18 protein-coding genes and 2 tRNA genes are annotated in these 24,781 nt (G+C 62.1%); 5 read left to right on the top strand and 15 right to left on the bottom strand.

Translation table 11 applies throughout. The features are described from left to right. The first annotated feature begins 55 nt into the window (after positions 1-55). Complete coding sequence (locus BV82_RS03225) at positions 56-4,585, top strand: hypothetical protein (protein WP_036995506.1); 4,530 nt, start codon at positions 56-58, stop codon at positions 4,583-4,585. 5 nt (positions 4,586-4,590) lie between these two features. Here BV82_RS03225 and dnaB read toward each other — a convergent pair whose 3' ends face one another. The 7 genes from dnaB to rnr all read right to left on the bottom strand — a co-directional run bounded on the left by dnaB (position 4,591) and on the right by rnr (position 11,773). Further along, a complete protein-coding gene (gene dnaB, locus BV82_RS03220; RefSeq protein ID WP_010221608.1) occupies positions 4,591-5,988 on the bottom strand; it encodes a replicative DNA helicase in 1,398 nt (465 codons plus the stop codon). Positions 5,989-6,098: 110 nt separating this feature from the next. Next, entirely contained in the window at positions 6,099-6,545 is a 447-nt protein-coding gene (gene rplI, locus BV82_RS03215; RefSeq protein ID WP_010221607.1) for a 50S ribosomal protein L9, read from the bottom strand. Between the two features lie 21 nt (positions 6,546-6,566). Continuing rightward, complete coding sequence (locus BV82_RS03210; RefSeq protein WP_010221606.1) at positions 6,567-7,457, bottom strand: YybS family protein; 891 nt, start codon at positions 7,455-7,457, stop codon at positions 6,567-6,569. Between the two features lie 36 nt (positions 7,458-7,493). Beyond that, positions 7,494-7,724: a 30S ribosomal protein S18 gene (rpsR, locus tag BV82_RS03205; protein ID WP_009403887.1), complete on the bottom strand. Its 231-nt coding sequence runs from the start codon at positions 7,722-7,724 to the stop codon at positions 7,494-7,496. A 28-nt stretch (positions 7,725-7,752) separates the two neighbouring features. After that, positions 7,753-8,178 (bottom strand): 30S ribosomal protein S6, encoded by a 426-nt coding sequence (rpsF, locus tag BV82_RS03200; protein WP_010221605.1) that lies wholly within the window; start codon positions 8,176-8,178, stop codon positions 7,753-7,755. 254 nt (positions 8,179-8,432) lie between these two features. Beyond that, on the bottom strand, positions 8,433-9,185 hold the full coding sequence (gene rlmB / locus BV82_RS03195; RefSeq protein WP_036995505.1) for a 23S rRNA (guanosine(2251)-2'-O)-methyltransferase RlmB: 753 nt from the start codon (positions 9,183-9,185) through the stop codon (positions 8,433-8,435). Beyond that, positions 9,182-11,773 (bottom strand): ribonuclease R, encoded by a 2,592-nt coding sequence (gene rnr / locus BV82_RS03190; RefSeq protein ID WP_036995504.1) that lies wholly within the window; start codon positions 11,771-11,773, stop codon positions 9,182-9,184. The genes rlmB and rnr overlap by 4 nt, the downstream gene beginning before the upstream one ends. 266 nt (positions 11,774-12,039) lie before the next feature. Between rnr and BV82_RS03185 the strand changes: the two genes are divergently transcribed. The 4 genes from BV82_RS03185 to BV82_RS03170 all read left to right on the top strand — a co-directional run bounded on the left by BV82_RS03185 (position 12,040) and on the right by BV82_RS03170 (position 15,059). After that, positions 12,040-12,126: transfer RNA gene (locus BV82_RS03185), tRNA-Leu, on the top strand. Between the two features lie 87 nt (positions 12,127-12,213). After that, a tRNA-Leu gene (locus tag BV82_RS03180) sits at positions 12,214-12,300 on the top strand. Between the two features lie 177 nt (positions 12,301-12,477). Then, positions 12,478-13,491 (top strand): extracellular solute-binding protein, encoded by a 1,014-nt coding sequence (locus tag BV82_RS03175; protein WP_010221602.1) that lies wholly within the window; start codon positions 12,478-12,480, stop codon positions 13,489-13,491. Beyond that, a complete protein-coding gene (locus tag BV82_RS03170) occupies positions 13,491-15,059 on the top strand; it encodes an ABC transporter permease (protein WP_010221601.1) in 1,569 nt (522 codons plus the stop codon). Before BV82_RS03175 ends, BV82_RS03170 begins: the two co-directional genes overlap by 1 nt. Before the next feature lie 66 nt (positions 15,060-15,125). Here BV82_RS03170 and BV82_RS03165 read toward each other — a convergent pair whose 3' ends face one another. From BV82_RS03165 to miaA, 8 genes are all read right to left on the bottom strand, one after another. Then, positions 15,126-17,060 (bottom strand): methyl-accepting chemotaxis protein, encoded by a 1,935-nt coding sequence (locus BV82_RS03165; protein WP_010221600.1) that lies wholly within the window; start codon positions 17,058-17,060, stop codon positions 15,126-15,128. Between the two features lie 138 nt (positions 17,061-17,198). Further along, the gene (locus tag BV82_RS03160) at positions 17,199-18,491 is read right to left on the bottom strand and encodes an adenylosuccinate synthase (RefSeq protein WP_010221599.1); all 1,293 of its coding nucleotides are present in this window, start codon (positions 18,489-18,491) and stop codon (positions 17,199-17,201) included. Between the two features lie 54 nt (positions 18,492-18,545). Further along, positions 18,546-19,733 carry an ATP phosphoribosyltransferase regulatory subunit gene (locus BV82_RS03155; protein ID WP_010221598.1) on the bottom strand — a complete coding sequence of 396 codons (1,188 nt, stop codon included), beginning with the start codon at positions 19,731-19,733 and terminating at the stop codon, positions 18,546-18,548. A 275-nt stretch (positions 19,734-20,008) separates the two neighbouring features. Continuing rightward, entirely contained in the window at positions 20,009-20,878 is an 870-nt protein-coding gene (gene hflC / locus BV82_RS03150; RefSeq protein WP_010221597.1) for a protease modulator HflC, read from the bottom strand. Then, positions 20,878-22,041, bottom strand: a complete 1,164-nt coding sequence (gene hflK, locus BV82_RS03145; RefSeq protein WP_010221596.1) for an FtsH protease activity modulator HflK — start codon at positions 22,039-22,041, stop codon at positions 20,878-20,880. Before hflK ends, hflC begins: the two co-directional genes overlap by 1 nt. Before the next feature lie 96 nt (positions 22,042-22,137). Further along, positions 22,138-23,439 carry a ribosome rescue GTPase HflX gene (gene hflX / locus BV82_RS03140; protein WP_010221595.1) on the bottom strand — a complete coding sequence of 434 codons (1,302 nt, stop codon included), beginning with the start codon at positions 23,437-23,439 and terminating at the stop codon, positions 22,138-22,140. A gap of 12 nt (positions 23,440-23,451) precedes the next feature. After that, complete coding sequence (gene hfq, locus BV82_RS03135) at positions 23,452-23,712, bottom strand: RNA chaperone Hfq (protein WP_010221594.1); 261 nt, start codon at positions 23,710-23,712, stop codon at positions 23,452-23,454. Positions 23,713-23,808: 96 nt separating this feature from the next. Beyond that, on the bottom strand, positions 23,809-24,780 hold the full coding sequence (miaA, locus tag BV82_RS03130; RefSeq protein ID WP_036995503.1) for a tRNA (adenosine(37)-N6)-dimethylallyltransferase MiaA: 972 nt from the start codon (positions 24,778-24,780) through the stop codon (positions 23,809-23,811). Between the last annotated feature and the right edge of the window lies 1 nt (position 24,781).

Here is a 24,781-nt window from a genome sequence, read left to right as displayed (position 1 = left end):
GTCGCCGCCAGTGCCGCGCTCTGATCTGCGTTTTCCACCAATGGAGACGCACACCATGCCCCCCTCAACTGTCGAGCAGGACCCACTGGCAGCCAACGACCAGCAACGCTGGTCGGATCGACTGACCCTGGAGCTGATTGAAGAGCATCTGAACCAGACCTTGCAAACCCTGGATGAACAAGAACAGCGCCGCTACCTGCAACTGGCCCGTCTCGGCCCGCAACTGCGCCAGCGCCTGAGCGATGCCCTGCGTCAGTTTCAACGGACTTTCGAGCACCAGGCCCTGGAGGACCTGCGCCAACAACTTGCCCTGGCATCCGGCCAGGCGCTGGACCCCCTGAGCACCTACCTGCACACCTATTCGCTGGAGATTCAGCGCGAGTTCCCCCACCAGGAAGTCGAACACCTGCAGACTCGCAGCCTCTGGCAGGCAGCCCAGGACAACTTTGGCTTCAACATTGCCCTGCAAAGCGGCTCAGGACAGGACTTCCTCAGGGCCAGCAGCATCAACACCCGCGAGTCAGGTGGGCGTCATTCGCTGATCCCGGTCAGCACCTTCGTCGATATCGTGCGCAAGCTGAACCTGGGCAAGCGCTTGCAAGACGCGTTGCAGCAGAAGCTACCTGCCCTGAGCGCACAAGCGGTCAGCGACTACCAGCGTGCCCTGCTGCAATTTGCCCTGCTGGAAGCCTATCGCAGCACCGACGACCACGAATTCAACCGTGAGCAACTGGCTAGCCTGCAAACGGCCTGCGAGCGACCAGGGGGCCTGCAGTGGACGTATTTCAGCCTTAAGTTGCCGGACGGGGTCATCGAGCACCTGCTTCGGCTGGCCGAGGCCCAGCCACTGCTCAGGCCGATCAAGCAGGCACTGGATGCACTGGCCAGCCAGCGCATGACCCAGACCCTGATGGGCAACCTGATTCCTCTGCCATTCTTCGTGGTGCGCCTGGGCGATGGGGTTTTCAGCTATTTTCCCGAACGCCCGGGCGGCGCCTGGCGCTCTCACGTCTCGGCCGTCGACGCTGTGGACTCGCTGCGCCAGCAGATCCACCAGAGCCAAAACACCAGCGCGTTGCATTGGCTCTATCAATGGCTGCCGCTTGCGCTACAACAAAAACTCTCGGCACTGCTCAAGCCTGACAACGTTGACCGCAACCAGCTCAATGCATTGGCCAAATGGCTGTACGACACCTTCGCCACCCAGCCCTCCACCGCCCTGCTCGATGTCGTCGAGAACCCGAACAGCCCGTGGAAATCGCAATCACTGCTCCAGGCTATCGCCCAGGAGCAGCAGCACGGGATCGCCGCCGACCTTTCGCTGATGGCGATCAGCAACAACAGCGTGGATTTCGACACCTTCCAGAAAGGTGCGCTGTTCGTGGTCAGCGAAGTGCTGGAGCTGCTGACGCTGTCGGTTCCCGGCGGCGTTACCGGTCTCAACCGCGCCATGCTCACCGCCACCTTCGCCAGCCTCGGTTTCCAGTCGATTTGCGCAGCCAACGCACTGCTGTCCGGCCGCACCAGCGAAGCAGTCCAGGCAGCGGCTGATATCGCCGACCTGATAATCAGCGCCAGGCTTCAGGGCCTCGGCGCACGGCTCTCGGCGCGCCGCTCAAGGCAGTTGGTGACGGCCCTTGGCCGTGCACCGGCAATTGAGGCACGCGTGGCGCAGCAACTGGATTCGCGAAGCTGGAGCGCCGCCAAATTGCTGGAACACCTGCTGCCTCAGCTCCCAGCCAAGGCGATAACCTCAGTGTTGCGCCTGAGCGGTGTGCAGCGCGAACAGCTGGAGGCGGCATGGAGCGTCGCAGCGGACCTGCCTTGGCAACTGCGCTGCGTGATTGAAAGGCAACAACCGACCAACGCAGAGGGCAACCCGGCCATTGCCGCCCTGACCCTGCGCTTCCCCGGTCTGTCTGTTGCGGCCGCGCGCGAAGCCCTGCACCGCCACCCCGAGCTGATGCAGCTACAAGCGAACAGCCTCATCGAGCCCGGCCCCATTGCGACCGTGCTCGGGCTTGCGCAAGAAAGCCGCAGCCTGTTGGCGCTGTGCAAGCTGGACGATGAACTGGCGGGCCCCGACCGGGATGTCGAAGCCCTGTGCTGTCAATTGCTCGCCAGCCACCCTGAGTGGCCAGCCACATCAGGCATCCGCATCGAAGAGAACCTTCAGGCCCCACCCGCTACAGGCTTCGCCCCCGCATCGCCCGTTCAGTACTTCGCTGCTCCCGACGCCACGGGCTACCTGAACCTGACCCGCACCGGCAGCCACTATCACTTCCAGGACATGCCAGGCGCTGCACTCCTGCAAGCCTTGCACGAGCATCCACACAACCCATTGCGCAAGGACGTTAGTGTTGCCATGTTGCGCGCACAACTGCTCGACATCGCCCTGCGCAACCGCGAACTGCTGCCGGAACTGCTGGCCGAGCCCCCTCTGCAAGCGGTCTCAGCCGGGCGATTGAGGGTCAGCGCCCATCCATTGGCCAGTACTGCCGGCACGCCTGGCAGCGGAATTCATCATTACCAAGGGACAACCTACGCCATGATCGAGGGCGCGGCATACCCGATAGTGCCTGACGCCCCGGCATCAACGCCAGAATGGCGGGTATGGCGGCTGGCAGACGGCCCGCGCGCCGATAGCCCGGCGATTGTGCTGTATCGCCAGCACTGGTACTACGCCCGGGTTCCTGGCGCCGCCGGCATGCCCCGCCGAGGAGGGCGTCTGGCGCAAATGCAGGAGCAGAACCGCGCAGCAGCCACAGCCGAGCGAGCTGCCCAATTTCAACAGCAGCACAACACTCGCCAGCAACTGCTTGAGGTCAACCAGGCACTGCTGACGACCGCCGACCAGATGACCCAAGTCACTGCCCGGGTCAACGCCGCGATTGGAGGCTCAGACACACAGCAACAAGCCATCGCCGCCCTGGTGGTGACCTACTGGAAAGCCATCAAACACATTTCGACGAAGATCGACCTGCTTGCAATCCTGGGCGATCCGCAAACACTGCCCCAGCAACGAGAGATGCACGTGTATCGGCTTCATTGCCTGGAAAAAATCATGCTCAGCCAGGACCTCGCCTTCACCGGTGAAACCGGGGAAATGCTGGCCGACCCGCATCAAGGCGAGCATGGCCGCTATCGCCTGCAACACCGGCGCATCCTCCAGCACCTGGAAGAAAAACGCCCCTTCCTCGACAAGCACGCCGCCTATATCGAGGCCCTGTCCAGCGGTTTTCCAGGCACTCAGACCGACACTTATCTCGCCCGAGCCAGGGAAGACTTCCCTGCAACCCCGCTGATGCGCCAAGCAGCGGTGATCCTGTTCAAGTTGGACTTGCTGGTGATCAGCGACACTCCGGACCCGCAAGCCCCGATCCAGTTCAATACCGAGGCGGCGCTGCGCCTGGTGCAACTGCACGACGCCCTGACCACCTACACCGACCTGGACAGCCTCCCGGAAAACTATCAGCTCTCACTGCTCGATGACCTGCAACGCCAGTTCGACAGCCACCAGCAAGGGCTAAGATCCATGCAGGACACCGCTGCCACGCTGGATAAAGCCCACCTGCGCGATATCGACCAGGTGCTGGTCAGCCTCATGCGGCAGATACAGCAGCGACTTGAGTCGATGTATCGGGACCTGACCAGCAACACCTTGTTGAGCCTTGATTCGCAGGCCCTGGACACTGATTTTCTGCCCGCCCAACCACTGCAGCGGCCTGTCGCCGGGCCACGCAAGCGGGTGATCAAAGTCAGGCAGCAGGGCACTACGGCATTTAAGGTAGGGCAAGCACATACCGACGAGCAGGGCCGGGAAGTGGTCGATATCATCAGCCCCGGCATCGTTGCCGGGCCCCGGGTGCAGCGCTACGTCAATCCGGTGGCCGGCTACTGGCAGCCACTTGCCGTTGAGCGCAGAGTTGGCACCGCTGCGTCACTGGCAACGCAACTGTCCCAGGCCAATACGTTACTGGGCAAAGTCGAGCAGCAACTGGACAGCGCACACCAGGATGCCGAGAAACAGCAAAACCCGACCAACATCGTCGAGGCCCTTGAGCGTCACGCCGGGGCCTTGGAGGTTTTGGCACAGGGCATTGAGTCATCCAGCACCGAGGCTGAACAGCGAACACTGCTCGATCGCCTGCGCGGCGGCGCCCAGCGCTTGCGCCAGCACGGCGAAGCATTGCGCCTGATGCTGTACAAATCACCGGAAACGCTCGACATCAATCGCCTGCTGTACCTGATCGAGCACCGGCAAGTGAGCGTGCACAAGACACTGATGCGAGCGCCGCGCGGTAAAGGCCGGAACAAGCACTTCCTCGACATTTACCAGATCCGCGATGTCCAGGGCAGCCGCTCGACACTGTGGGAAGCGCATTTTCACTACGATGCCACAACGACCGCCATGGAGCAGTTCCAACTCAAGGGCGCGCACTTGAAGACCCTGGCGCAAAGCCGCCTGGGCGCGGCATCACAGGCCCAGGCCGAGCGGGAGGGGCAAGCCCATGTGCCGATCTGGCGTGCTGCCTTCAGCCCTCAGGCAGCGCGCGAACTGTTCAGAGCCGCCAGTGACGGCTGAGCGACTTACTCGTCGTCGTCGAAGTTGTAACTGCCCGGCGCGAGGTTTTCGAAGCGTGTGTACTTGCCGATGAAGGCCAGGCGGATAAAGCCGATCGGGCCGTTCCGCTGCTTGCCGATGATGATTTCGGCAATGCCCTTGTGCTCGGTCTCCGGGTGGTAGACCTCGTCGCGGTAAACGAACATGATCACGTCGGCGTCCTGCTCGATCGCACCGGATTCACGCAAGTCGGAGTTCACCGGGCGCTTGTTTGGCCGCTGCTCGAGGGAGCGGTTGAGCTGCGACAAGGCGACTACCGGGCAGTTGAACTCTTTGGCCAGGGCCTTGAGCGAGCGGGAGATCTCGGAAATCTCGTTGGTGCGGTTGTCGCCGCTGGAGCCCGGGATCTGCATCAGCTGCAGGTAGTCGATCATGATCATGGCGATGTCGCCATGCTCGCGCACCAGGCGGCGGGTACGCGCACGCATCTCCGACGGGCTGATGCCGGCGGTATCGTCGATGAACAGCTTGCGGTCGTTGAGCAGGTTGACCGCCGAGGTCAGGCGCGGCCAGTCGTCGTCTTCCAGCTGGCCGGAACGCACCTTGGTCTGGTCGATGCGCCCGAGCGAGGACAGCATACGCATGATCAGCGATTCGCCTGGCATCTCCAGGGAGTACACCAGTACCGCCTTGTCGCTGCGCAGTACGGCGTTCTCCACCAGGTTCATGGCGAAGGTGGTCTTACCCATCGATGGACGACCGGCGACGATGATCAGGTCGGCGGGCTGCAGGCCGCTGGTTTTCTCGTCGAGATCGGTGTAGCCGGTGGACAGGCCGGTGATCGCGCTGTCGGTGTTGAACAACGTATCGATGCGGTCGATGGCCTTGGTCAGCAGGTCGTTGACGCCCACCGGGCCGCCGGTTTTCGGTCGGGCTTCGGCGATCTGGAAGATCTGCCGTTCGGCTTCGTCGAGGATCTCCGCGGCATTGCGCCCCTGGGGGTTGAAGGCGCTGTCGGCGATCTCGTTGCTGATGCTGATCAGTTGGCGCAGGGTCGCCCGCTCGCGGATGATCGCGGCATAGGCCTTGATGTTGGCCACCGACGGGGTGTTCTTGGCCAGCTCGCCCAGGTAACCAAGGCCGCCGACTTGCGAACTCAGGCCTTCCTTGTCCAGCTGCTCGTGCAGGGTGACCACGTCGAACGGGGCCATCTGGTCGGCGAGCTTGTGGATAGCGCGGAAGATCAGGCGGTGGTCATGCCGGTAGAAGTCGCCATCGGAGACTTGATCGAGCACCCGCTCCCAGGCGTTGTTGTCCAGCATCAAGCCACCGAGCACGGCCTGTTCGGCCTCGATGGAATGCGGCGGCACCTTCAGGGCAGCGGTTTGCAGATCATATTGCTCGGGGGCGGTTATCTCGTTCATGGCCACGCAGGAATCAGGGTGATGAAAAAGACAAAGGGCACGACCTGCAAAGCAGGATCGTGCCCGATGTTAACCGGCTGACACCCAAGGTGCCAGCCGATCGGTACAGCTTAGGCTGCGACAACAACCACGCGAACGGTGGCTTCAACGTCGCTGTGCAGGTGCACGGCAACGTCGTATTCGCCGACGTTACGGATGGTGCCGTTCGGCAGACGAACTTCAGCTTTGGCCACTTCAACGCCGGAGGCGGTCAGGGCGTCAGCGATGTCGTGGGTGCCGATCGAACCGAACAGCTTGCCTTCGTCACCGGCGGTGGCAGTGATGGTCACTTCCAGCTCAGCCAGTTGGGCAGCGCGAGTTTCGGCCGAAGCTTTTTTCTCTGCAGCGATTTTTTCCAGCTCAGCACGACGCTCTTCGAACGCAGCCAGGTTGGCAGCGGTCGCAGCGGTGGCTTTGCCGAATGGCAGCAGGAAGTTACGACCGTAACCGGCCTTAACATTTACCTTGTCGCCCAGGTTGCCCAGGTTGGCGACTTTTTCCAGCAGGATCAGTTCCATTTGGTATTAACCTCTTAACTTTTAACCTTCACCGTTCGCGTCATCGGCATCCTTGGATGCTGAACGACCACGAAAATCAATCAGGCTGTCGACAATGGCCAGAACCACGAGCAATGGACCGATCAAGTGCATGAAAGGCAACAGCGTGACGTATAACCCCACCAGCCAAAAATTGGCCAGGCGTTTCTGCGCGACCAGCCCGTGAATCAGGGCCAGCCCGGCGAACATGAACGCAACACTGCACAGCGGCAACAGAATCAATGCGTGCAGCCCCATGAACGGTGCTACAAACATGACGGCCAGCAATGCCAGCATCACGCCCTTGGGGAACCGAATCGCGCGAAATTCGCGACCGAAACCACCTGGGTTGTACAACAACGCCTGCCAATAACGCCCAAGAATCAGACATGACACGCTAAAGACCTGCAGCGTTATCGCTATTGAAGCGATCAAGATTGGGGCCATCACTGAGGCGAGCATTGCCTTCTGGTCCGCCGAGATAGTCTCGTAGGCTTTACCCATCACTAACGGCAAGGCATCTTGCGACGCTTTGGCGAGTGAATCGATGTAAGGACCCAGCAAGGTCCCCAGGCTCACCGCAAACAACAACCCCACTACCACGCTGACCAGCAGCACGCGGTTCCAGGAATGGCCTGCGCGCAAAACCAACGCAAGGCTGCAAGACCCCACCAGCACCAGCAACGCTGTCGGGTCCTTCAGGAAGTGCCAGCTCAACAACGTCGCCAGCAATCCCAGACCAAGGACGCTCAATGCGTCCGAACCGCGCCGCAGAAGCACAAGGCATCCCGCAGCGGCACTCAACCAGAACAACAGCGGCAATGCCGCCGATCCGGCCACGACAAGCGTGGCCTGCACACGTCCGCGCATGATGTAATCAGCTAGCGCTCGCATGCACTTTATCCTTTGCTACTTGTCGACGACCCGGTCTCAGCGGCCGTGGCTGTCGGTGTAGGGCAGCAGGGCCAGGAAGCGGGCGCGCTTGATAGCGGTAGCCAGCTGACGCTGATAACGAGCTTTGGTACCGGTGATACGGCTTGGAACGATCTTGCCGGTTTCGGATACGTAAGCTTTCAGGGTGTTGAGATCTTTGTAATCGATCTCTTTCACGTCTTCAGCAGTGAAGCGGCAGAATTTACGACGACGGAAGAAACGTGCCATGTAATAGGCTCCTCAAAAGGTCCGTGGATTACTCGTCAGCGTTATCGCTGTTGTCGCTGTCGTTGCTGTCATCGCCATCGGCGCTGTCAGCATGCTCAGGACGGTCGCGACGCTCACGGCGCTCACTGCGGTTCTCTTCAGCCTTGAGCATCTCGGACTGGCCGGTAACGGCTTCGTCGCGACGGATGACCAGGTTACGGATCACGGCATCGTTGTAGCGGAAGTTGTCTTCCAGCTCGGCCAGGGCCTTGCCGGTGCACTCAACGTTCAGCATCACGTAGTGAGCCTTGTGAACATTGTTGATTGCATAGGCCAGTTGACGACGGCCCCAGTCTTCCAGACGGTGGATTTTGCCGCCGTCTTCTTCGATCAGCTTGGTGTAACGCTCAACCATGCCGCCGACTTGCTCGCTCTGGTCAGGGTGGACCAGAAAGATGATTTCGTAATGACGCATGAATGCTCCTTACGGGTTGTAGTCTGCCACCAGAGTGGTCAGACAAGGAGTGAAGGACACTTGTATGTCTTGCCCTGGGAAAAGGCGCATGAACGCCTGCCAACATGGCAAGGGGCGCAATTGTAGAGAAGCGCCGAAAGACAAGCAAGGCAATTGGTGAATTATTGAGCAGCTAGAAAAGCATCGCGGGTCAAGCCCGCTCCTACAAGTCCTTGTGGGAGCGGGCTTGACCCGCGATAGATGCAGCGCCGATATCAAGCCTTGCGCTTGGCCTGCCGCTGACGAACGGCCTCGAACAGGCACACGCCCGTCGCCACCGATACGTTGAGGCTGCTGACGCTACCGGCCATCGGCAGCTTGACCAGAAAATCACAGTGCTCGCGGGTCAAGCGGCGCATGCCCTTGCCTTCGGCGCCCATGATCAGGATGGTCGGGCCCGTCAGGTCCTGTTGATACAGCTCCTGCTCGGCCTCGCCCGCCGTGCCCACCACCCACAGGCCACGTTGCTGGAGTTTCTCCAGGGTCCGCGCCAGGTTGGTGACCGCCACCAGGGGGATGACTTCCGCCGCACCGCAGGCCACTTTACGCACCGCAGGGGTCAGGGTCGCCGACTTGTCCTTGGGCACCACCACCGCCAGGGCGCCGGCAGCATCGGCGGTGCGCAGGCAGGCGCCGAGGTTGTGCGGGTCGGTGACGCCGTCGAGCACCAGGATCAGCGGCGCGCCCTCAGTACGGTCGAGCAGCTCTTCGAGCATCGCCTCGCCCCAGACCTGGCTCGGGCTGACTTCAGCCACCACGCCCTGGTGCACGCCTTCAACCCAGGCATCCATCTCGCGGCGCTCGGCCTGGCCGACCGCCACGCGGTTCTGCGCAGCAAGCTCAAGCAGTGGCTGCAGGCGCGGCTCGCTGCGCCCTTCGGACAACCAGATCTGCTTGACCCGCTTGGGGTGATGACGCAACAGGGCTTCCACGGCATGCACGCCGTAGATCTTTTCCAACTGACTCATGACTTGGCCTTGGGTTTACGTGACGCGGAGCCGGCTTTCGGCGGCCCTTTACGGTGCTTGCTCGGTTTTTCCGACTTGCCCGACTTGGATGCCGGCTTGCTACCTGCGTGCTTGGCATCGGACATCAAGGCCTTCTTCATCTCCCGGCTCTTGCGCACTTCGGCGTTTTTCGCCGCGGCATGGGAGGGGAAATAGGCTTCGGCGGTTTCGTTCTTCTTGCTCCGGCGCGCAGGTTCAGCGGCCTTGGTCACTTCAGCCTTGTCGAGCACCGGTACCGGCTTGCCGTCTTGTGGACGCACGCCTTCGCCACGCTGCTTGCGACCAATCGGCGCCTTGAGGGTGTTCTCGGCCATCTCGAAGTCGATCTTGCGCTGCTCGAGATCGACGCGCATCACCCGCACCTCGACGGTGTCGCCCAGGCGGAAGTTGCGCCCGGTACGTTCACCGGCCAGGCGGTGATGCACAGGGTCGAAGTGGTAGTAATCACCCGGCAAGGCGCTGACGTGCACCATGCCTTCGACGTAGATGTCGGTCAGCTCGACGAACAGGCCAAAGCCGGTCACCGCGGTGATCACACCCGGGAAGCTCTCGCCGACGCGGTCTTTCATGTACTCGCACTTGAGCCAGTTGACCACGTCGCGGGTGGCCTCGTCGGCACGCCGCTCGCTCATCGAACACTGCTCGCCGAGCTGCTCCAGGGTCGCCTCGTCGTACGGGTAGATACGCGCCTTGGGAATGCTCATCGCACCGGCACGCTTGACGTGCGGGGTTTCCTGGCGCGAACGGATCACGCTGCGGATGGCCCGGTGGGTGAGCAGGTCCGGGTAGCGACGGATCGGCGAGGTGAAGTGGGTGTACGCCTCGTAATTCAGACCGAAGTGGCCATTGTTGTCGGCGCTGTACACCGCCTGGCTCAGGGAGCGCAGCATCACGGTCTGGATCAGGTGGAAATCCGGGCGGTCGGCGATGCTCGCCAGCAGTGCCTGGTAATCCTTGGGCGACGGCCCCTCCTTGCCCTTGTGCAGGGACAGGCCCAGCTCGCCCAGGAAGGCGCGCAGTTTTTCCAGACGCTCCGGTGGCGGGCCGTCGTGAACACGGTACAGCGCAGGGATTTCGTGCTTCTTGAGGAACTCGGCGGTGGCCACGTTGGCCGCCAGCATGCACTCTTCGATCAGCTTGTGGGCGTCGTTGCGCACGGTCGGGCGAATTTCGGCGATCTTGCGCTCGGAACCGAAGATGATCCGGGTTTCCTGGGTTTCGAAGTCGATCGCACCACGGGTATGACGGGCCGCCAGCAGCACCTTGTACAGCGCATAGAGCTGCTTGAGGTCCGGCACCACGTTGCTGTACTGCTCGCGCAGGGCCTTGCCTTCGCGGGTACGGGCGTGTTCGAGCATGCTGCTGACCTTGTTGTAGGTCAGGCGCGCATGAGAGTGGATCACCGCTTCGTAGAATTGGTAATCGACCATCTGCCCGGACTTGTTGATGGTCATTTCACAGACCATCGCCAAGCGGTCGACGTGCGGGTTCAGCGAGCACAGGCCGTTGGACAGCTCTTCGGGCAGCATCGGCACCACGCGCTCGGGGAAATACACCGAGTTGCCGCGCACCTGGGCTTCGGCATCCAGGGCAGAACCCAGGCGCACGTAGCTGGAGACGTCGGCGATCGCCACGTACAGGCGCCAGCCACCGGAGAACAGGCGCAACTTGCCCAGGCTCTCGCAGTACACCGCATCGTCGAAGTCGCGGGCATCTTCGCCGTCGATGGTGACGAACGGCAGATGGCGCAGATCGACGCGGTGCTCTTTGTCTTTCTCTTCGACTTCCGGCTTGAGCTTGCGCGCTTCCTTGATCACGGCTTCTGGCCAGACATGCGGAATATCGTAGCTGCGCAGGGCAACGTCGATTTCCATGCCCGGGGCCATGTAGTTGCCGATCACTTCGGTGATATCGCCCTGAGGCTGGAAGCGCGGGGTCGGCCAGTGGGTGATCTTGACCTCGACGAACTGACCGATCTTGGCACCGCCGTTGCGACCCGGGGTGATCAGCACTTCCTGCTGGACCTTGGGGTTGTCGGGGGTGACAAAGCCGATACCGCCTTCTTCGAAGTAGCGGCCGACGATGCTCTCGTGGGCACGGGAGATCACTTCGACCACCACACCTTCGCGGCGGCCACGACGGTCCAGGCCGGAAACCCGGGCCAGGGCGCGGTCGCCATCGAACACCAGGCGCATTTGTGCGGGGCTGAGGAACAGGTCGTCGCTGCCGTCATCCGGGATCAGGAAACCGAAGCCGTCGCGGTGGCCGGCGATGCGGCCGAGGATCAGGTCGAGCTTGTCTACCGGGGCATAAGTGCCGCGCCGGGTATAGATCAGCTGGCCGTCGCGCTCCATCGCACGCAGGCGGCGGCGCAGGGCTTCGATCTGGTCTTCGGTGGTCAGGCCGAACTCTTCGACCAGCTGCTCACGGGCTGCCGGCGAGCCGCGCTCGTCCAGACGCTGGAGGATCAGCTCACGGCTAGGAATAGGGTTTTCGTATTTTTCCGCTTCACGAGCGGCCTCGGGATCGAGGGTCTGCCAATCGGCCATTAGGAGGGGTTCACCTTGTCTATATAAGGGTTAGTTTGGCATAGGCGTATTGAAACCGGAAATTTCAGGCTTGGACAGCCCTGTCAGAGCCCCCTCGATGCTGCCAAAACCATCATAAGGAACAACGACTTGAATTTTTTAAGATTTTTTCTGAACGGGGGTTTACAGCTCTCAGAGGCATCCGTATAGTGCGCACCACAGCGACGGACACCGTCGTTATAGTTGAGATGCAACACGATGTGAAGCATCATGTTCCTCAGCGAAATGCCCAGATGGTGAAATTGGTAGACACGCCAGCTTCAGGTGCTGGTGACCTTACGGTCGTGGAAGTTCGAGTCTTCTTCTGGGCACCAATTTCAAATCTTAGAACTGCCTCCGGCTTCTGAGATTTACTGCAACACGCTACACTGTTTTTGTTTCAAGCTACACCGCTTCATTTTGCCCAGATGGTGAAATTGGTAGACACGCCAGCTTCAGGTGCTGGTGACCTTACGGTCGTGGAAGTTCGAGTCTTCTTCTGGGCACCAATTCAGATCAAACCCGCGAAAGCGGGTTTTTTCGTTTCTGCCCCTCCCCTTTTCCTCGCCTGCAATCCTGAAACGACCGATAGCCTGCTCATGAATTTTCCCTCACAAGGGCATTTGAGAAGCAATATCGATTATCATTGTTTCCAGATATGTAGCCGCAAGCGAGGAAGTACCCGCATGACGTTCCGCAATAACACCCTGTTGCGCGGCCTGGCCGTCTCTGTTTTTGCCATGGTGCTGGGCACGCCAGCCGCCATGGCCGCCGATCCTGTGGCACTGACCCTGTACAACGGCCAGCACAAGGAAATCGGTGAAGCCATCGCCAAGGCCTACGAGGCCAAGACCGGTATCCACATCAACATTCGCAAGGGCAGCAGCAACCAGCTGGCCAGCCAGATCATCGAAGAAGGCGATCGCTCCCCCGCCGACGTCATCTACACCGAAGAATCGCCACCGCTGAACAACCTCGGCGAGCTGGGCCTGCTGGCCAAGATCGATGATTCGACCCTGCAGGTGCTGCCTAAGGAATATGTCGCCGGCAACGGCACCTGGATGGGCGTCACCGCGCGCACTCGCGTGGTCGCCTTCAACCCCAAGGTGATCGACGAGAAAGACCTGCCGCCCTCGGTGATGGATTTCGCCGACCCCGAGTGGGACGGCAAGATCGGCTTCGTGCCGACCAGCGGCGCGTTCCAGGAACAGGCCGTGGCCATCCTCAAGCTGCACGGCCGCGACGCCGCCGAAGAATGGCTGACCGGCCTCAAGGCCTTCGGCAAGACCTACACCAACAACATGGTTGCACTCAAAGCCGTGGAGAACGGCGAAGTCGCGGCGGTGCTGGTGAACAACTACTACTGGTACGCCCTGAAGAAAGAGCGCGGCCAGCTGGACTCGAAACTCTACTACCTGGCCGATGGCGACGCTGGCGGCCTGGTCACCATCTCCAGCGCTGCTGCGGTGAAAGCCAGCAAACACCCGAAACAAGCCCAGGCGCTACTGGCCTGGATGGCCAGCGAAGAAGGCCAGCGGGTGATTACCCAGACCACCGCCGAGTATCCGCTGCATAAAGGCATGGTCTCGGACCAGGGCCTGAAGCCCTTCGAAGACCTGCGCCCGCCGAAAATCAGCCCGGCCGACCTGGGTAATGCCGAAGAAGCCCTGGAGCTCGAACGCGAAGTTGGCCTGCTGTAATGAGCGCAGCCCTGCCCGCGGCCGCACTGGCCAGCCGTTACGTACCCAAGCGCAAGCGCCCGTCGATCTGGGTGGTGCTGCCGGTGTTGCTGCTGGTCGGGCTGAGCCTGTTACCGCTGCTGTATGTCGCCCTCAAGACCTGGGAAGCCGGCTGGCGCGAAGCCTTGCACCTGCTCTGGCGCCCGTTCGTTTGGGGCCTGCTGCGCAACACCCTGATGCTCATGGCCGGCGTCACCCTGGCCTGCATGGCCCTGGGCGTATCCCTGGCCTGGTTGCTTGAGCGCAGCGACCTGCCAGGGCGGCGCCTGTGGGGCGTGATCCTGTGCCTGCCGTTTGCCGTGCCGGCGTTTGTCAGCGGCTTTACCTGGGTATCGCTGAGCCCGCGCTTCGAAGGCCTGGGCGGCGCCATCCTGGTAATGAGCCTGTCCAAATATCCGCTGGTGTTCCTGCCGGTGGCGGCCACGTTGCGCAACCTCGACACCTCGCTGGAAGAGTCGGCGCGCACCCTGGGACAGACACGCTGGGGCGTATTCTTTCGCATCACCCTACCGCTGCTATGGCCGTCGATCATCGGTGGTAGCCTGTTGATTGCCCTGCACATGCTGGTGGAGTTCGGCGCCTTGTCGATCCTCGGCCTGCAGACGTTCACCACCGCGATCTACCAGCAGTTCGAGCTGGAGTTCAGCAACGCCAACGCCGCCATGCTCTCGGCGGTGCTGTTGTTCATGTGTCTGCTGATGCTATGGCTGGAACTGCGCGTGCGCGGCAAAGCCCGGCATGTGCGGATCGGCCAGGGCGTGGCCCGGCGTGGTGCGCCGATTCACCTGCGCGCGTGGATGCCGGTGGGGCAGCTGTACTGCCTGACATTGGCACTGCTGGGCAGCGGCATTCCGTTGGGCATGCTCGGCTACTGGCTGAGTGTTGGCTCGTCGGCGGCGTTTCCGCTGGCCGATATCAGCCGCGCCCTGTTCTCGTCGCTGTCGCTGTCACTGGGTGGCGCCGGGCTGAGCCTGTTGCTGGCACTGCCGGTTAGCTTCCTGGTGGTGCGCTACAAGGGCCGCCTGGCGATCTGGGCCGAGCGCCTGCCGTACTTGCTGCATGCGCTGCCGGGGTTGGTGATTGCCCTGACCCTGGTGTACTTCGCCCTGCACTACGTGCCGGCGCTGTACCAGACCACAGGATTGTTGTTGCTGGCTTATGCGCTGCTGTTCCTGCCGCTGGCCCAGGCACCGGTGCGCACGGCCCTGAACAAGGCGGCGCCACAGCTTGAAGAAGCCGCACGCACCCTTGGCGCGACGCAGTTCACGGCGTTCTGCCGGGTGACCCTGCCAATCATCTTCCCGGCCCTGGCTGCGGCATTTGCCCTGGTGTTCCTGGATGCCATGAAGGAACTGACGGCGACCCTGCTGCTCAGCCCGACCGGCATGACCACCCTGGCCACCGAGGTGTGGGCGCATACCGCCAACGTCGAGTTCGCGGCAGCGGCACCTTATGCGGCGCTGTTGATTCTGGTGTCCGGGTTGCCGGTGTATCTGCTGACTACGCGGATGTACCTGAACCGCGCGTGATGCCTGAAAAGCATCGCGGGGCAAGCCCGCTCCCACGGTGGGAGCGGGCTTGCCCCGCGATTACGCTCAAGCCCGGAACTGCCCCAAGCTGGCCTTGAGCTGCGCTGCCAGGTCATCGAGCACCTTGCTGCTGGCGGTGGTCTGCATCACCACCTCGGCGGCCCGCTCGGCCTGGGTGTGAATGGTCTGCACCCGGCCGCGCACCGCCTGAGCACCCTGCGCCTGCTGCTCAGCCGCACGGGTAGCCAGGCCGATGGCCGCATGCACCTGCTCCACCGAGGCCTGCACCGACTGCTGCACGCGAGCGTTATCGCGTAGCACCAGCAGGCCCTCGCTGGCTTGCCGCCCTGCCTGGCTGATCGCCGCCACCGCTTCTTTCGCCCCTTGCTGCAACGCACCGATATGCGCCTGGATATCACCGGTAGAGCTCTGAGTTTTGCTCGCCAGCGCCCTCACCTCATCGGCCACCACAGCAAAACCACGGCCGGTTTCCCCGGCGCGCGCCGCCTCGATGGCAGCGTTGAGCGCCAGCAAGTTGGTCTGCTCGGCGATGCCATGGATCACCGTCAGCACCACCTCGATCTGCTCGCTTTGCTGGGCCAGGCGCTCGATGACCTTGGAACCGGTCTCGACCTGCCCGGCCAGGTCCTCGATAAGCTTGGCCACCTGAGTAGAGGTACGGCTGTTCTCGTCAGTGGCCTGACGAATATCCACCACCTGCTGCAAGGCCGATTGCATGGCTTGGCTTTCGGCCTGGGCCTCATCGGCCATGCTCGACAGGTCGCGCAGGCTGGCGGCAACCTCATCGCGCTGCAGCTCGGCAGCGGCGTCGGCGCCAGCATTGCGCTGGGCCATGGCGCCGATCTCGATGCCGGTACGCTGGGCCACCTCGCCGGCCTCGCGAACGATGGGCTGCAGCTTGGCGACGAACTGATTGACCGCTGCGGCCATATCGCCGATCTCGTCGCGGCTGTCGATGGTGACGCGCTTGGTCAGATCGCCCTCACCCGCCGCCAGGTCGTTCAACGCAGCGATCAACAGGCGCAACTTGTTGACCACGCGCCGACCGAGCACCACGGCCACCACCAGCAACACGCCCAGGCCGACCAGGGCCAGACCCACGCCGATGTTCCAGCGCAGGGTTGCCGCGGCGTCCTGGACGCTTTGCGCAGTGTTGGCCTGCATGCCGGCCGCACTCGCCTGAGCCGCTTCCAGGCGCGCGCTCAGGGCCTTGTTGCTGTCTGCTGCGGCGCCCACCAGGCTGTCGCCAACCAGTTGATCACCACTGGCAATCAACGCCGAGAAGCGCTTGTCCAGCGCCACCAGCTCATGGTCAACCACGGCAGTGGAGACGCCCATCAGCACCTTGCCGATCTCGACACCGTTGGGGTTGATCGAGGCTTCGACAAGGTACACCGACGGGTCGTTACGCGCGGCGTCCAGTACCTTGTCCAGCGCCCGCTCGCCCTGCCCCCTCTCCAGCAGCGCCTGGTTGATCGGGTTCTGCCGGTTGAGGTAACGGGTCAGGTGCTGGCCCTGAGCGTCGTCGTACACCACGAACAACACGTTGGGGTTGCGCTGGGCCCGACGGGAGAACTCCGACAGGGTCGGCACGTCGTTATCCCACATGGCTCGCGGCGCCACCGAGGCCAGCAGCTCGGCCATGTCGTTGGCCGAATCCTTGAGGTTCTTTTCAAGGGTCGCGCGCAATTGTGCCTGTTCATCCTGCAAGCGCGTGGAAAGGCCTGCAGTCAGGCGCTGACGGGTACTGGTGGAGAGGCTATCGAGCCCGGAGCTGACCTCCCTGCCAGCCTGTTCGAGTTCAGCGGCAAGCTTCTGGCTGTCGGTAGCCAGACGATTGTCCAGATCGGCCTCCAGAGCAGTGACCGTGCTCCGGGTCAGCGCGACCGCGACCAGCACCTGCACCAAAAGAGCGATACCAAGAGCAACAAAGACAGGCCGCAACAGGCGGCTTCGTAACAGTGAGAGAACGGCAGACACGAAAGAACCCTCTACTTCTGGGGCCATTAAGGTGATGGCACCGCTTGAGCGATTCTTACAGCAAAGGTTGTGCCGATCAGCCGACAGAAACGACAAAGGCCCCTATCAAGGGGCCTTTGTCTTTACATCAGTCGCGAATCAGGCGAACGGATGACGCAGCACGATGGTCTCGTTGCGGTCCGGGCCGGTGGAGATGATGTCGATCGGCGCGCCGACCAGCTCTTCCACACGCTTGATGTAGGCACGGGCATTGGCCGGCAGTTCTTCCAGGGTCTTGGCACCCAGGGTCGACTCGCTCCAGCCCGGCATTTCTTCGTACACCGGCTCCAGGCCGATGTAGCTGTCGGCGTCGGTCGGGGCGTCGATAACGGCACCGTTCTCGTTCTTGTAGCCCACGCAGATACGGATGGTTTCCAGGCCGTCGAGCACGTCCAGCTTGGTCAGGCACAGGCCGGAGATGCTGTTGACGTCGATGGCGCGACGCAGGATCACGGCATCGAACCAGCCGCAACGACGGGCACGACCGGTGGTGGCGCCGAACTCATGACCACGCTTGGCCAGGAAAGCACCGACGTCATCGAACAGTTCGGTCGGGAACGGGCCCGAGCCAACGCGGGTGGTGTAGGCCTTGGTGATACCCAGGATGTAGTCCAGGTACATAGGGCCAACGCCCGAACCGGTAGCGATGCCGCCAGCGGTGGTGTTGGAGCTGGTCACGAACGGGTAGGTACCGTGGTCGATGTCCAGCAGCGAGCCCTGGGCGCCTTCGAACATGATGTCCTTGCCGGCGCGACGCAGGTTGTGCAGCTCGGCAGTGACGTCGAGCATCATCGGCTTGAGCAGCTCGGCGTATTCCATGCACTCGTCCAGGGTCTTCTGGAAGTCGATTGCAGGCTCTTTGTAGTAATTGACCAGCACGAAGTTGTGGTAGTCCAGCAGCTCGCCGAGCTTGGCAGCGAAACGCTCGCGGTGGAACAGGTCACCGATGCGCAGGCCGCGACGGGCAACCTTGTCTTCATAGGCCGGGCCGATGCCGCGACCGGTGGTGCCAATCTTCTGCTCGCCACGGGCTTTTTCACGGGCCTGGTCGAGGGCCACGTGGTAGGACAGGATCAGCGGGCAGGAAGGGCTGATGCGCAGGCGCTCGCGCACCGGTACGCCTTTCTCTTCGAGCTTGTTGATTTCACGCAGCAGGGCGTCCGGTGCTACCACCACGCCGTTGCCGATCAGGCACTGCACGCCTTCGCGCAGCACGCCCGAAGGGATCAGGTGCAGCACGGTCTTTTCACCGTCGATCACCAGGGTGTGGCCAGCGTTGTGGCCACCCTGGTAGCGCACTACGGCGGCAGCATGTTCGGTCAGCAGATCGACGATCTTGCCTTTGCCCTCATCCCCCCACTGGGTGCCCAGGACTACGACATTCTTACCCATAACACTTGTCCTCATTCGCGCAAACTTGGCGCCGGCTCGTACCGGCGGGGAATCTCAAATGGCCAGCGGCAGAACCTGCCAAAGCCCGTTTTGCTGAATCAATTGCCGATCGCAATCCGCCTCGACGGCGGCAGTCAATGGCTGCCCAGGCAAGGCCTGAACCACCCGCTGACCTTCACTGCGCAATTGGCAGACCAACTGCCAGAGTGCCGCATCGCTGCTGTCGGGCATCCAGATCCCGCCAGACGGCAATACCACCTCGGCTCGCCCCAGTGTGACCAGGGTCTTCAAATCCGTGGAGAAACCGGTGGCCGGGCGTGCCCGGCCAAAGTCTGCTCCGATGTCGTCGTAACGACCGCCCTGGGCGATCGACTGACCGACACCCGGGACGAACGCGGCAAACACCACACCGGTGTGGTAGTGGTAGCCACGCAACTCGCCCAGGTCAAAATACAGCGGCAGCTCGGGGTAACGCGTGGCCAGCCGCTCGGCGATCGCCATCAGGTCATCCAATGCCGCCAGTACCGCCGCCGGTGCACGGCCCAGACGCACACGCGCCTCGGCCAGCACTTCGCGACCACCGCACAGCTCGGTGAGCGAGCGCAGCATGGCGGCCAGGTCCGCTGGCAGCTTGGCGGTCAGCTCGATCACTTCGTCGACGGCCTTGCGCTGCAGGGCATCGAACAGCTGCTGCTCGATCGCGCCCGACAAACCGGCGGCACGGGCCAGGCCGCGGTAGATACCGACGTGGCCAAGGTCCATGTGCACGTCCGGTACATCGGCCAGTTGCAGCATGGCCAGCATCAGGCTGATCACCTCGACGTCGCTGACCGGGCTGGCGTCGCCGTACAGCTCGGCACCGAGCTGGATCGGGCTGCGCGAGGTCGACAACGCCCGTGGCAAGGCATGCAGCACGCTGCCGGCATAGCACAGACGGCTCGGACCTTCACGACGCAGGGTGTGCGCATCGATGCGCGCCACCTGCGGGGTGATGTCGGCACGGAAGCCCATCTGCCGGCCCGATTGCGGGTCGATGACCTTGAAGGTCCGCAGGTCCAGGTCCTGGCCGGCACCGGTGAGCAGCGATTCCAGGTACTCGATATGCGGAGTCACGACGAAGTCATAACCCCAGCTCTGGAACAGATCCAACACCTGCCGACGCGCGATTTCGATGCGCGCCGCCTCAGGTGGCAGTACTTCTTCGATGCCATCTGGCAGCAGCCAGCGGTCTACCGTTGCCATTACGCCATTTCCCCTATGGTCCGGGCGGCTTGCCCGCGGGCGAGCCTTGAGTGAAGCAGGTATCGGCAAACAATGGCGCGCAGCACCGATTCCAGCGCTACCGCCGTGCCTATACCCTCGAATACCTTGGGCTGCTCTGTAGACCCGAGCCGGGTTTGAACCGTTCGATCTTGCAGACGCAAAAAAGCCGGGAATTTCCCGGCTGCCGCATCATACACCCGTTTTCTCGCGGGATCACCCCGCCAGGCGTTTTAGCCGCCCGGCGGGGTAGATGCTTATGGCTTGGTCTTGCCCATAAAGCGGAAGAACTCGCTGCTCGGATCGAGCACCAGTACGTCGCTCTTGTCGGCAAAGCTCTCGCGGTAGGCCTTGAGGCTACGGTAGAACGCGTAGAACTCCTGGTCCTGACCGTAGGCCTTGGCGTAGATCGACGCTGCCTGGGCATCGCCATCACCGCGGGTCTCTTCCGATTCCCGGTAGGCTTCAGCCAGCAGTACCCGGCGCTGACGATCGGCGTCGGCACGGATGCCTTCGGCCAGCTCGTTACCCTTGGCGCGGTGCTCGCGGGCTTCACGCTCGCGCTCGGTGCTCATGCGCTCGAACACGCTGCGGTTGACTTCCTTGGGCAGGTCGATGGCCTTGACGCGAACGTCGACCACTTCGATACCCAGTTCCTTGCTGGCCATACGGTTCAGCGAGGCAGTGATGTCAGCCATCAGCGCGTCACGTTCACCGGAGACCACTTCGTGCAGGGTGCGTTTACCGAACTGGTCACGCAGGCCGCTTTCCAGACGGCGCGACAGACGTTCGTCGGCAATCTGCTTGAGGCCCGAGGTCGCGGTATAGAAGCGCTCGGCATCCTTGACCCGCCACTTGGCGTAGGCATCGACCATCACCGCTTTCTTTTCCAGGGTCAGGAAGCGCTGGGTCGGGGCGTCCAGGGTCATCAGGCGGGCGTCGAACTTGCGCACCTGGTTGACGTAAGGAACCTTCACATGCAGGCCAGGCTGGACATCAGCCTGGACCACACGACCAAATTGCAGGAGTACCGCACGCTCGGTCTGGGCCACGATGTAGAAGCTGTTCCAGGCCACGATCGCCAGCACCACGGCCACGATCAGGGCGATCAGCGATTTATTGCTCATCAGCGGCTCTCCCTAGTACGCAACTGTGTTTGCTGCTGTTGCAGTTCCGCCGCCGCACGGTTGGCCGCATCGGCATTGGCCGACGGCGCAACGGTGACCGGGGCAGAGCCGGAACGGCTGCCCTGCACCATCTTGTCGAGCGGCAGGTAGAGCAGGTTGCTCTGGCCGTCCTTGCCGGAAACCAGGACCTTGCTGGTGTTGCTGTAGACTTCCTGCATGGTGTCCAGGTACAGGCGCTGACGGGTCACTTCAGGGGCCTTGCGGTACTCGGCAACCAGCTTGGTGAAGCGGTCGGCCTCACCCTTGGCACGCGAGACGACTTCGTCGCGGTAACCGTTGGCGTCCTCGATGATCCGCTGGGCCTGACCACGGGCCTCCGGCACCACGCCATTAGCGTAGGACTCGGCCTGGTTGCGGGCACGCTGCTCGTCTTCACGGGCACGGATCACGTCGTCGAAGGCTTCCTGCACTTCACGCGGGGCTGCCGCGCTCTGTACGTTGACCTGGGTGACAGTGATACCGGTCCGGTAGGTATCGAGGAAACGCTGCAGGCGCTCCTTGATTTCCACGGCCATCTGCTCACGACCTTCGGTCAGCACCTTGTCCATCGCGGTGGAACCCACCACGTGACGCAAGGCACTGTCGGTCGCGTGCTGCAGGCTGATTTCAGGCTGATCGACGTTCAGCACGAAATCCTGCAGGTTGGTGATCTTGTACTGCACGGTCAGCGGCACCTCGACGATGTTCTCGTCTTCGGTCAGCATCTGCCCCTGCTTGGTATAGGCACGTTCGCGGGTAACGTTCTCCATGTACTTGCGATCGATCGGCGGGAAGTAGATGTTCAGGCCCGGCCCTACGGTTTCGTAGTATTTGCCGAAGCGCAGCACGACTGCCTGCTCCTGTTCGTCGACCACGTACACGGCGCTGTACAGCCAGATAGCTGCAAGCACGGCGAGACCGATGCCGAGCAGGCCGAAGCCACCGCCCTTGCCGACGCCGCCATCACCACCGCGTTTCTTGCCACTGCCGAACATGCCGTTCAGGCTGTCCTGCAGCTTGCGGAAGGCCTCGTCGAGATCCGGCGGCCCTTTCTTGTCGCCACCACGGCGCCCGCCCCACGGATCCTGATTGTTCGAGTTGCCACCCGGCTCATTCCAAGCCATAGCGCTCTCCATCTGATAAAGCAAAGACGCGCCCACGGCGCGCCGTCCAATGCTACAGAATGCCTGTCACGGCTGCCCGACCGCGTCGCCGGGCATTTATTGCAAAGTATGTTGCTCGATGAATTCCAGCGGCTGCAAACCTTCGCGGCTGACCAGGCGGTTCAACTCCACCCGCGGCAGTCGCACAGCCAGCAGGCTGCTGCCTTCATCGTCATGCTCTTCGCTCTGCACCGCGCCCAGTTCAAAGAACTGCGCACGCAACCGGGCAAAACGCTGTTCAAGGCGCAAGGTACCGACAAACAGGTCATCCCCCAGCAATTCGGCGACCGCCTGCCCCACCAGCTCCAGCCCCCGACCATCGCGGGCCGAGACCCAGACCCGTTGCGGCTTGCCATCGGCATCGCGCTGAATCTGCGGCTCGACACCTTCAAGCAGGTCGAGTTTGTTATAGACCTCGAGGATCGGCAAGCCTTCTGCACCGATCTCTCCCAATACCGCCATGACCTGCTCGATCTGCGCCATGCGCTCAGGCTCATGGGCGTCGATCACATGCAGCAGCAGGTCGGAGTTGCTCGACTCTTCGAGCGTAGCCCGAAATGCCTCGACCAGCTTGTGCGGAAGGTGACGAATGAAGCCCACGGTGTCGGCCAGCACGATCGGCCCGAGATCGTCGAGCTCAAGCCGGCGCAGGGTCGGGTCGAGGGTCGCGAACAACTGGTCGGCGGCATAGACCTCGGACTGGGTCAGGGCGTTGAACAGGGTGGACTTGCCGGCGTTGGTGTAGCCGACCAGGGAAACCGAGGGGATATCCGCCCGTTTACGGCCACGGCGAGCTTGTTCACGCTGGCTGCGGACCTTCTCCAGGCGCGCCTTGATCTGGCGCAGGCGTACCCGCAGCAGGCGGCGGTCGGTTTCCAGCTGGGTTTCACCCGGGCCGCGCAGGCCGATACCGCCCTTTTGCCGCTCAAGGTGAGTCCAGCCACGCACCAGCCGCGTGCTCATGTGCTCGAGCTGGGCCAGTTCGACCTGCAGCTTGCCTTCATGGGTACGCGCCCGCTGGGCGAAGATATCGAGAATCAGACCGGTGCGGTCAAGCACGCGACACTCGAAGACTCGCTCGAGGTTACGTTCCTGACTGGGTGTGAGGGTGTGATTGAATATCACCAAATCTACCTGCTCGGCGTTGACCAGGTCGCGTAACTCTTCGACCTTGCCGCTGCCAATCAGGTATTTGGCGGTGGGCTGATGTCGCGCCACATTGGCGAACGCGACAATATCGGCCCCAGCCGACAGTGCCAGCTCCTGAAACTCCTGCGGATCTTCGCGCGCCTCAGGGTTCTGACCTTCCAAGTGAACGAGGACCGCCCGTTCACCACCACCGTGGCGCTCAAAGAACAAAGCAGACTCCTATCAGGCGTTACCTGGCTCAGCGTCGCCTTGCTCGGATTCGGTTGCGCTAGGCAGACGGATCGGACGCACAGGGACAACTGTCGAGATGGCGTGTTTGTAAACCATCTGGCTAACGGTGTTCTTCAGCAGAATCACGAACTGGTCGAAGGATTCGATCGTGCCTTGCAGCTTGATGCCGTTAACCAGATAGATCGAAACCCCAACTTTTTCTTTTCTCAAAGTATTCAAGTAAGGGTCTTGTAGCGAATGCCCTTTTGACATATGCCGCACTCCTGTAAGGATCAATAGTAAAAAAATCAAAGAAAAACTGATGGCTCAAGCCGCCCCACCCCAAGGATAGACGGCAATTGCAAGGACTCAGCTCAATATGGAGACCGATCCAAGGTATTTCAAGGTGCGAGACAGATTGTCGCAGGCCAGGCTGTCCAACCAGTGCAGCTCAGCCCAACTACGCAACCAGGTGAACTGCCGCTTCGCCAATTGGCGAGTGGCAATGATGCCGCGCTCCTGCATTTCAACTGAATTCAACTTGCCATCAAGGTGATCCCAGACCTGGCGATAACCAACCGCCCGTATAGACGGCAGCCCCGCGTGCAAGTCACTTCTGGCTCGCAGCAATCGGACCTCGTCAACGAAGCCCTGTTCCAGCATTTGCCCGAATCGTAGCGCAATCCGCTCGTGCAGTATGTGCCGATCGGTTGGGGCAATGGCCAGGCTGGCGACAGTATAGGGCAATTGTCCCGCTGCGGACGCGCCTGCGGCGCTACTTTCCGCGGATTGACGCTGGCGATGTGACGTCATCGTCAGGCCGCTGACCCGGTAGACCTCCAGCGCGCGGATCAGCCGCTGCGGGTCATTGGGGTGAATACGTGCCGCCGATTCCGGGTCGACCGCCGCCAACTGCTGGTGCAAGGCGTGCAAGCCGAGGCGCTGGGCCTCTTCTTCGAGCTCGGCACGCACCTGTGGGTCAGCCGCCGGCATGTCCGCCAGGCCTTCGAGCAAAGCCTTGTAATAAAGCATGGTGCCGCCGACCAGCAGGGGGATTTTGCCGCGCGCGGTGATATCGGCCATGGCCTCCAGCGCATCGCGACGAAAATCGGCGGCCGAATAGCTTTCAGCCGGGTCAAGGATGTCGATCAAGCGATGCGGATGGGCAGCCAGAATCTCTTTGGACGGCTTGGCGGTGCCAATGTCCATGCCACGGTAGACCAGCGCCGAGTCGACACTGATCAGCTCACATGGCAGGACCTTGGTCAGCTCGATGGCAAGGTCGGTCTTGCCCGCCGCAGTCGGGCCCATGAGGAATATCGCTGGAGGTTTGCCACTCATG

This window comes from Pseudomonas donghuensis (assembly GCF_000696345.2).
Classification (GTDB): domain Bacteria; phylum Pseudomonadota; class Gammaproteobacteria; order Pseudomonadales; family Pseudomonadaceae; genus Aquipseudomonas; species Aquipseudomonas donghuensis.
This window is presented reverse-complemented; position numbering and strand designations above follow the sequence as displayed.

Bases quoted from the DNA above. Each gene is read 5' to 3' on its own strand.
- BV82_RS03160 (WP_010221599.1), bottom strand. From the start codon at position 18,491: ATGGGTAAGAATGTCGTAGTCCTGGGCACCCAGTGGGGGGATGAGGGC.
- rpsR (WP_009403887.1), bottom strand. From the start codon at position 7,724: ATGGCACGTTTCTTCCGTCGTCGTAAATTCTGCCGCTTCACTGCTGAA.
- hflK (WP_010221596.1), bottom strand. From the start codon at position 22,041: ATGGCTTGGAATGAGCCGGGTGGCAACTCGAACAATCAGGATCCGTGG.
- hflC (WP_010221597.1), bottom strand. From the start codon at position 20,878: ATGAGCAATAAATCGCTGATCGCCCTGATCGTGGCCGTGGTGCTGGCG.
- BV82_RS03210 (WP_010221606.1), bottom strand. From the start codon at position 7,457: ATGCGAGCGCTAGCTGATTACATCATGCGCGGACGTGTGCAGGCCACG.
- BV82_RS03170 (WP_010221601.1), top strand. From the start codon at position 13,491: ATGAGCGCAGCCCTGCCCGCGGCCGCACTGGCCAGCCGTTACGTACCC.
- BV82_RS03225 (WP_036995506.1), top strand. From the start codon at position 56: ATGCCCCCCTCAACTGTCGAGCAGGACCCACTGGCAGCCAACGACCAG.
- hfq (WP_010221594.1), bottom strand. From the start codon at position 23,712: ATGTCAAAAGGGCATTCGCTACAAGACCCTTACTTGAATACTTTGAGA.
- rlmB (WP_036995505.1), bottom strand. From the start codon at position 9,185: ATGAGTCAGTTGGAAAAGATCTACGGCGTGCATGCCGTGGAAGCCCTG.
- rnr (WP_036995504.1), bottom strand. From the start codon at position 11,773: ATGGCCGATTGGCAGACCCTCGATCCCGAGGCCGCTCGTGAAGCGGAA.
- BV82_RS03155 (WP_010221598.1), bottom strand. From the start codon at position 19,733: ATGGCAACGGTAGACCGCTGGCTGCTGCCAGATGGCATCGAAGAAGTA.
- BV82_RS03175 (WP_010221602.1), top strand. From the start codon at position 12,478: ATGACGTTCCGCAATAACACCCTGTTGCGCGGCCTGGCCGTCTCTGTT.
- miaA (WP_036995503.1), bottom strand. From the start codon at position 24,780: ATGAGTGGCAAACCTCCAGCGATATTCCTCATGGGCCCGACTGCGGCG.
- dnaB (WP_010221608.1), bottom strand. From the start codon at position 5,988: ATGAACGAGATAACCGCCCCCGAGCAATATGATCTGCAAACCGCTGCC.
- rplI (WP_010221607.1), bottom strand. From the start codon at position 6,545: ATGGAACTGATCCTGCTGGAAAAAGTCGCCAACCTGGGCAACCTGGGC.
- rpsF (WP_010221605.1), bottom strand. From the start codon at position 8,178: ATGCGTCATTACGAAATCATCTTTCTGGTCCACCCTGACCAGAGCGAG.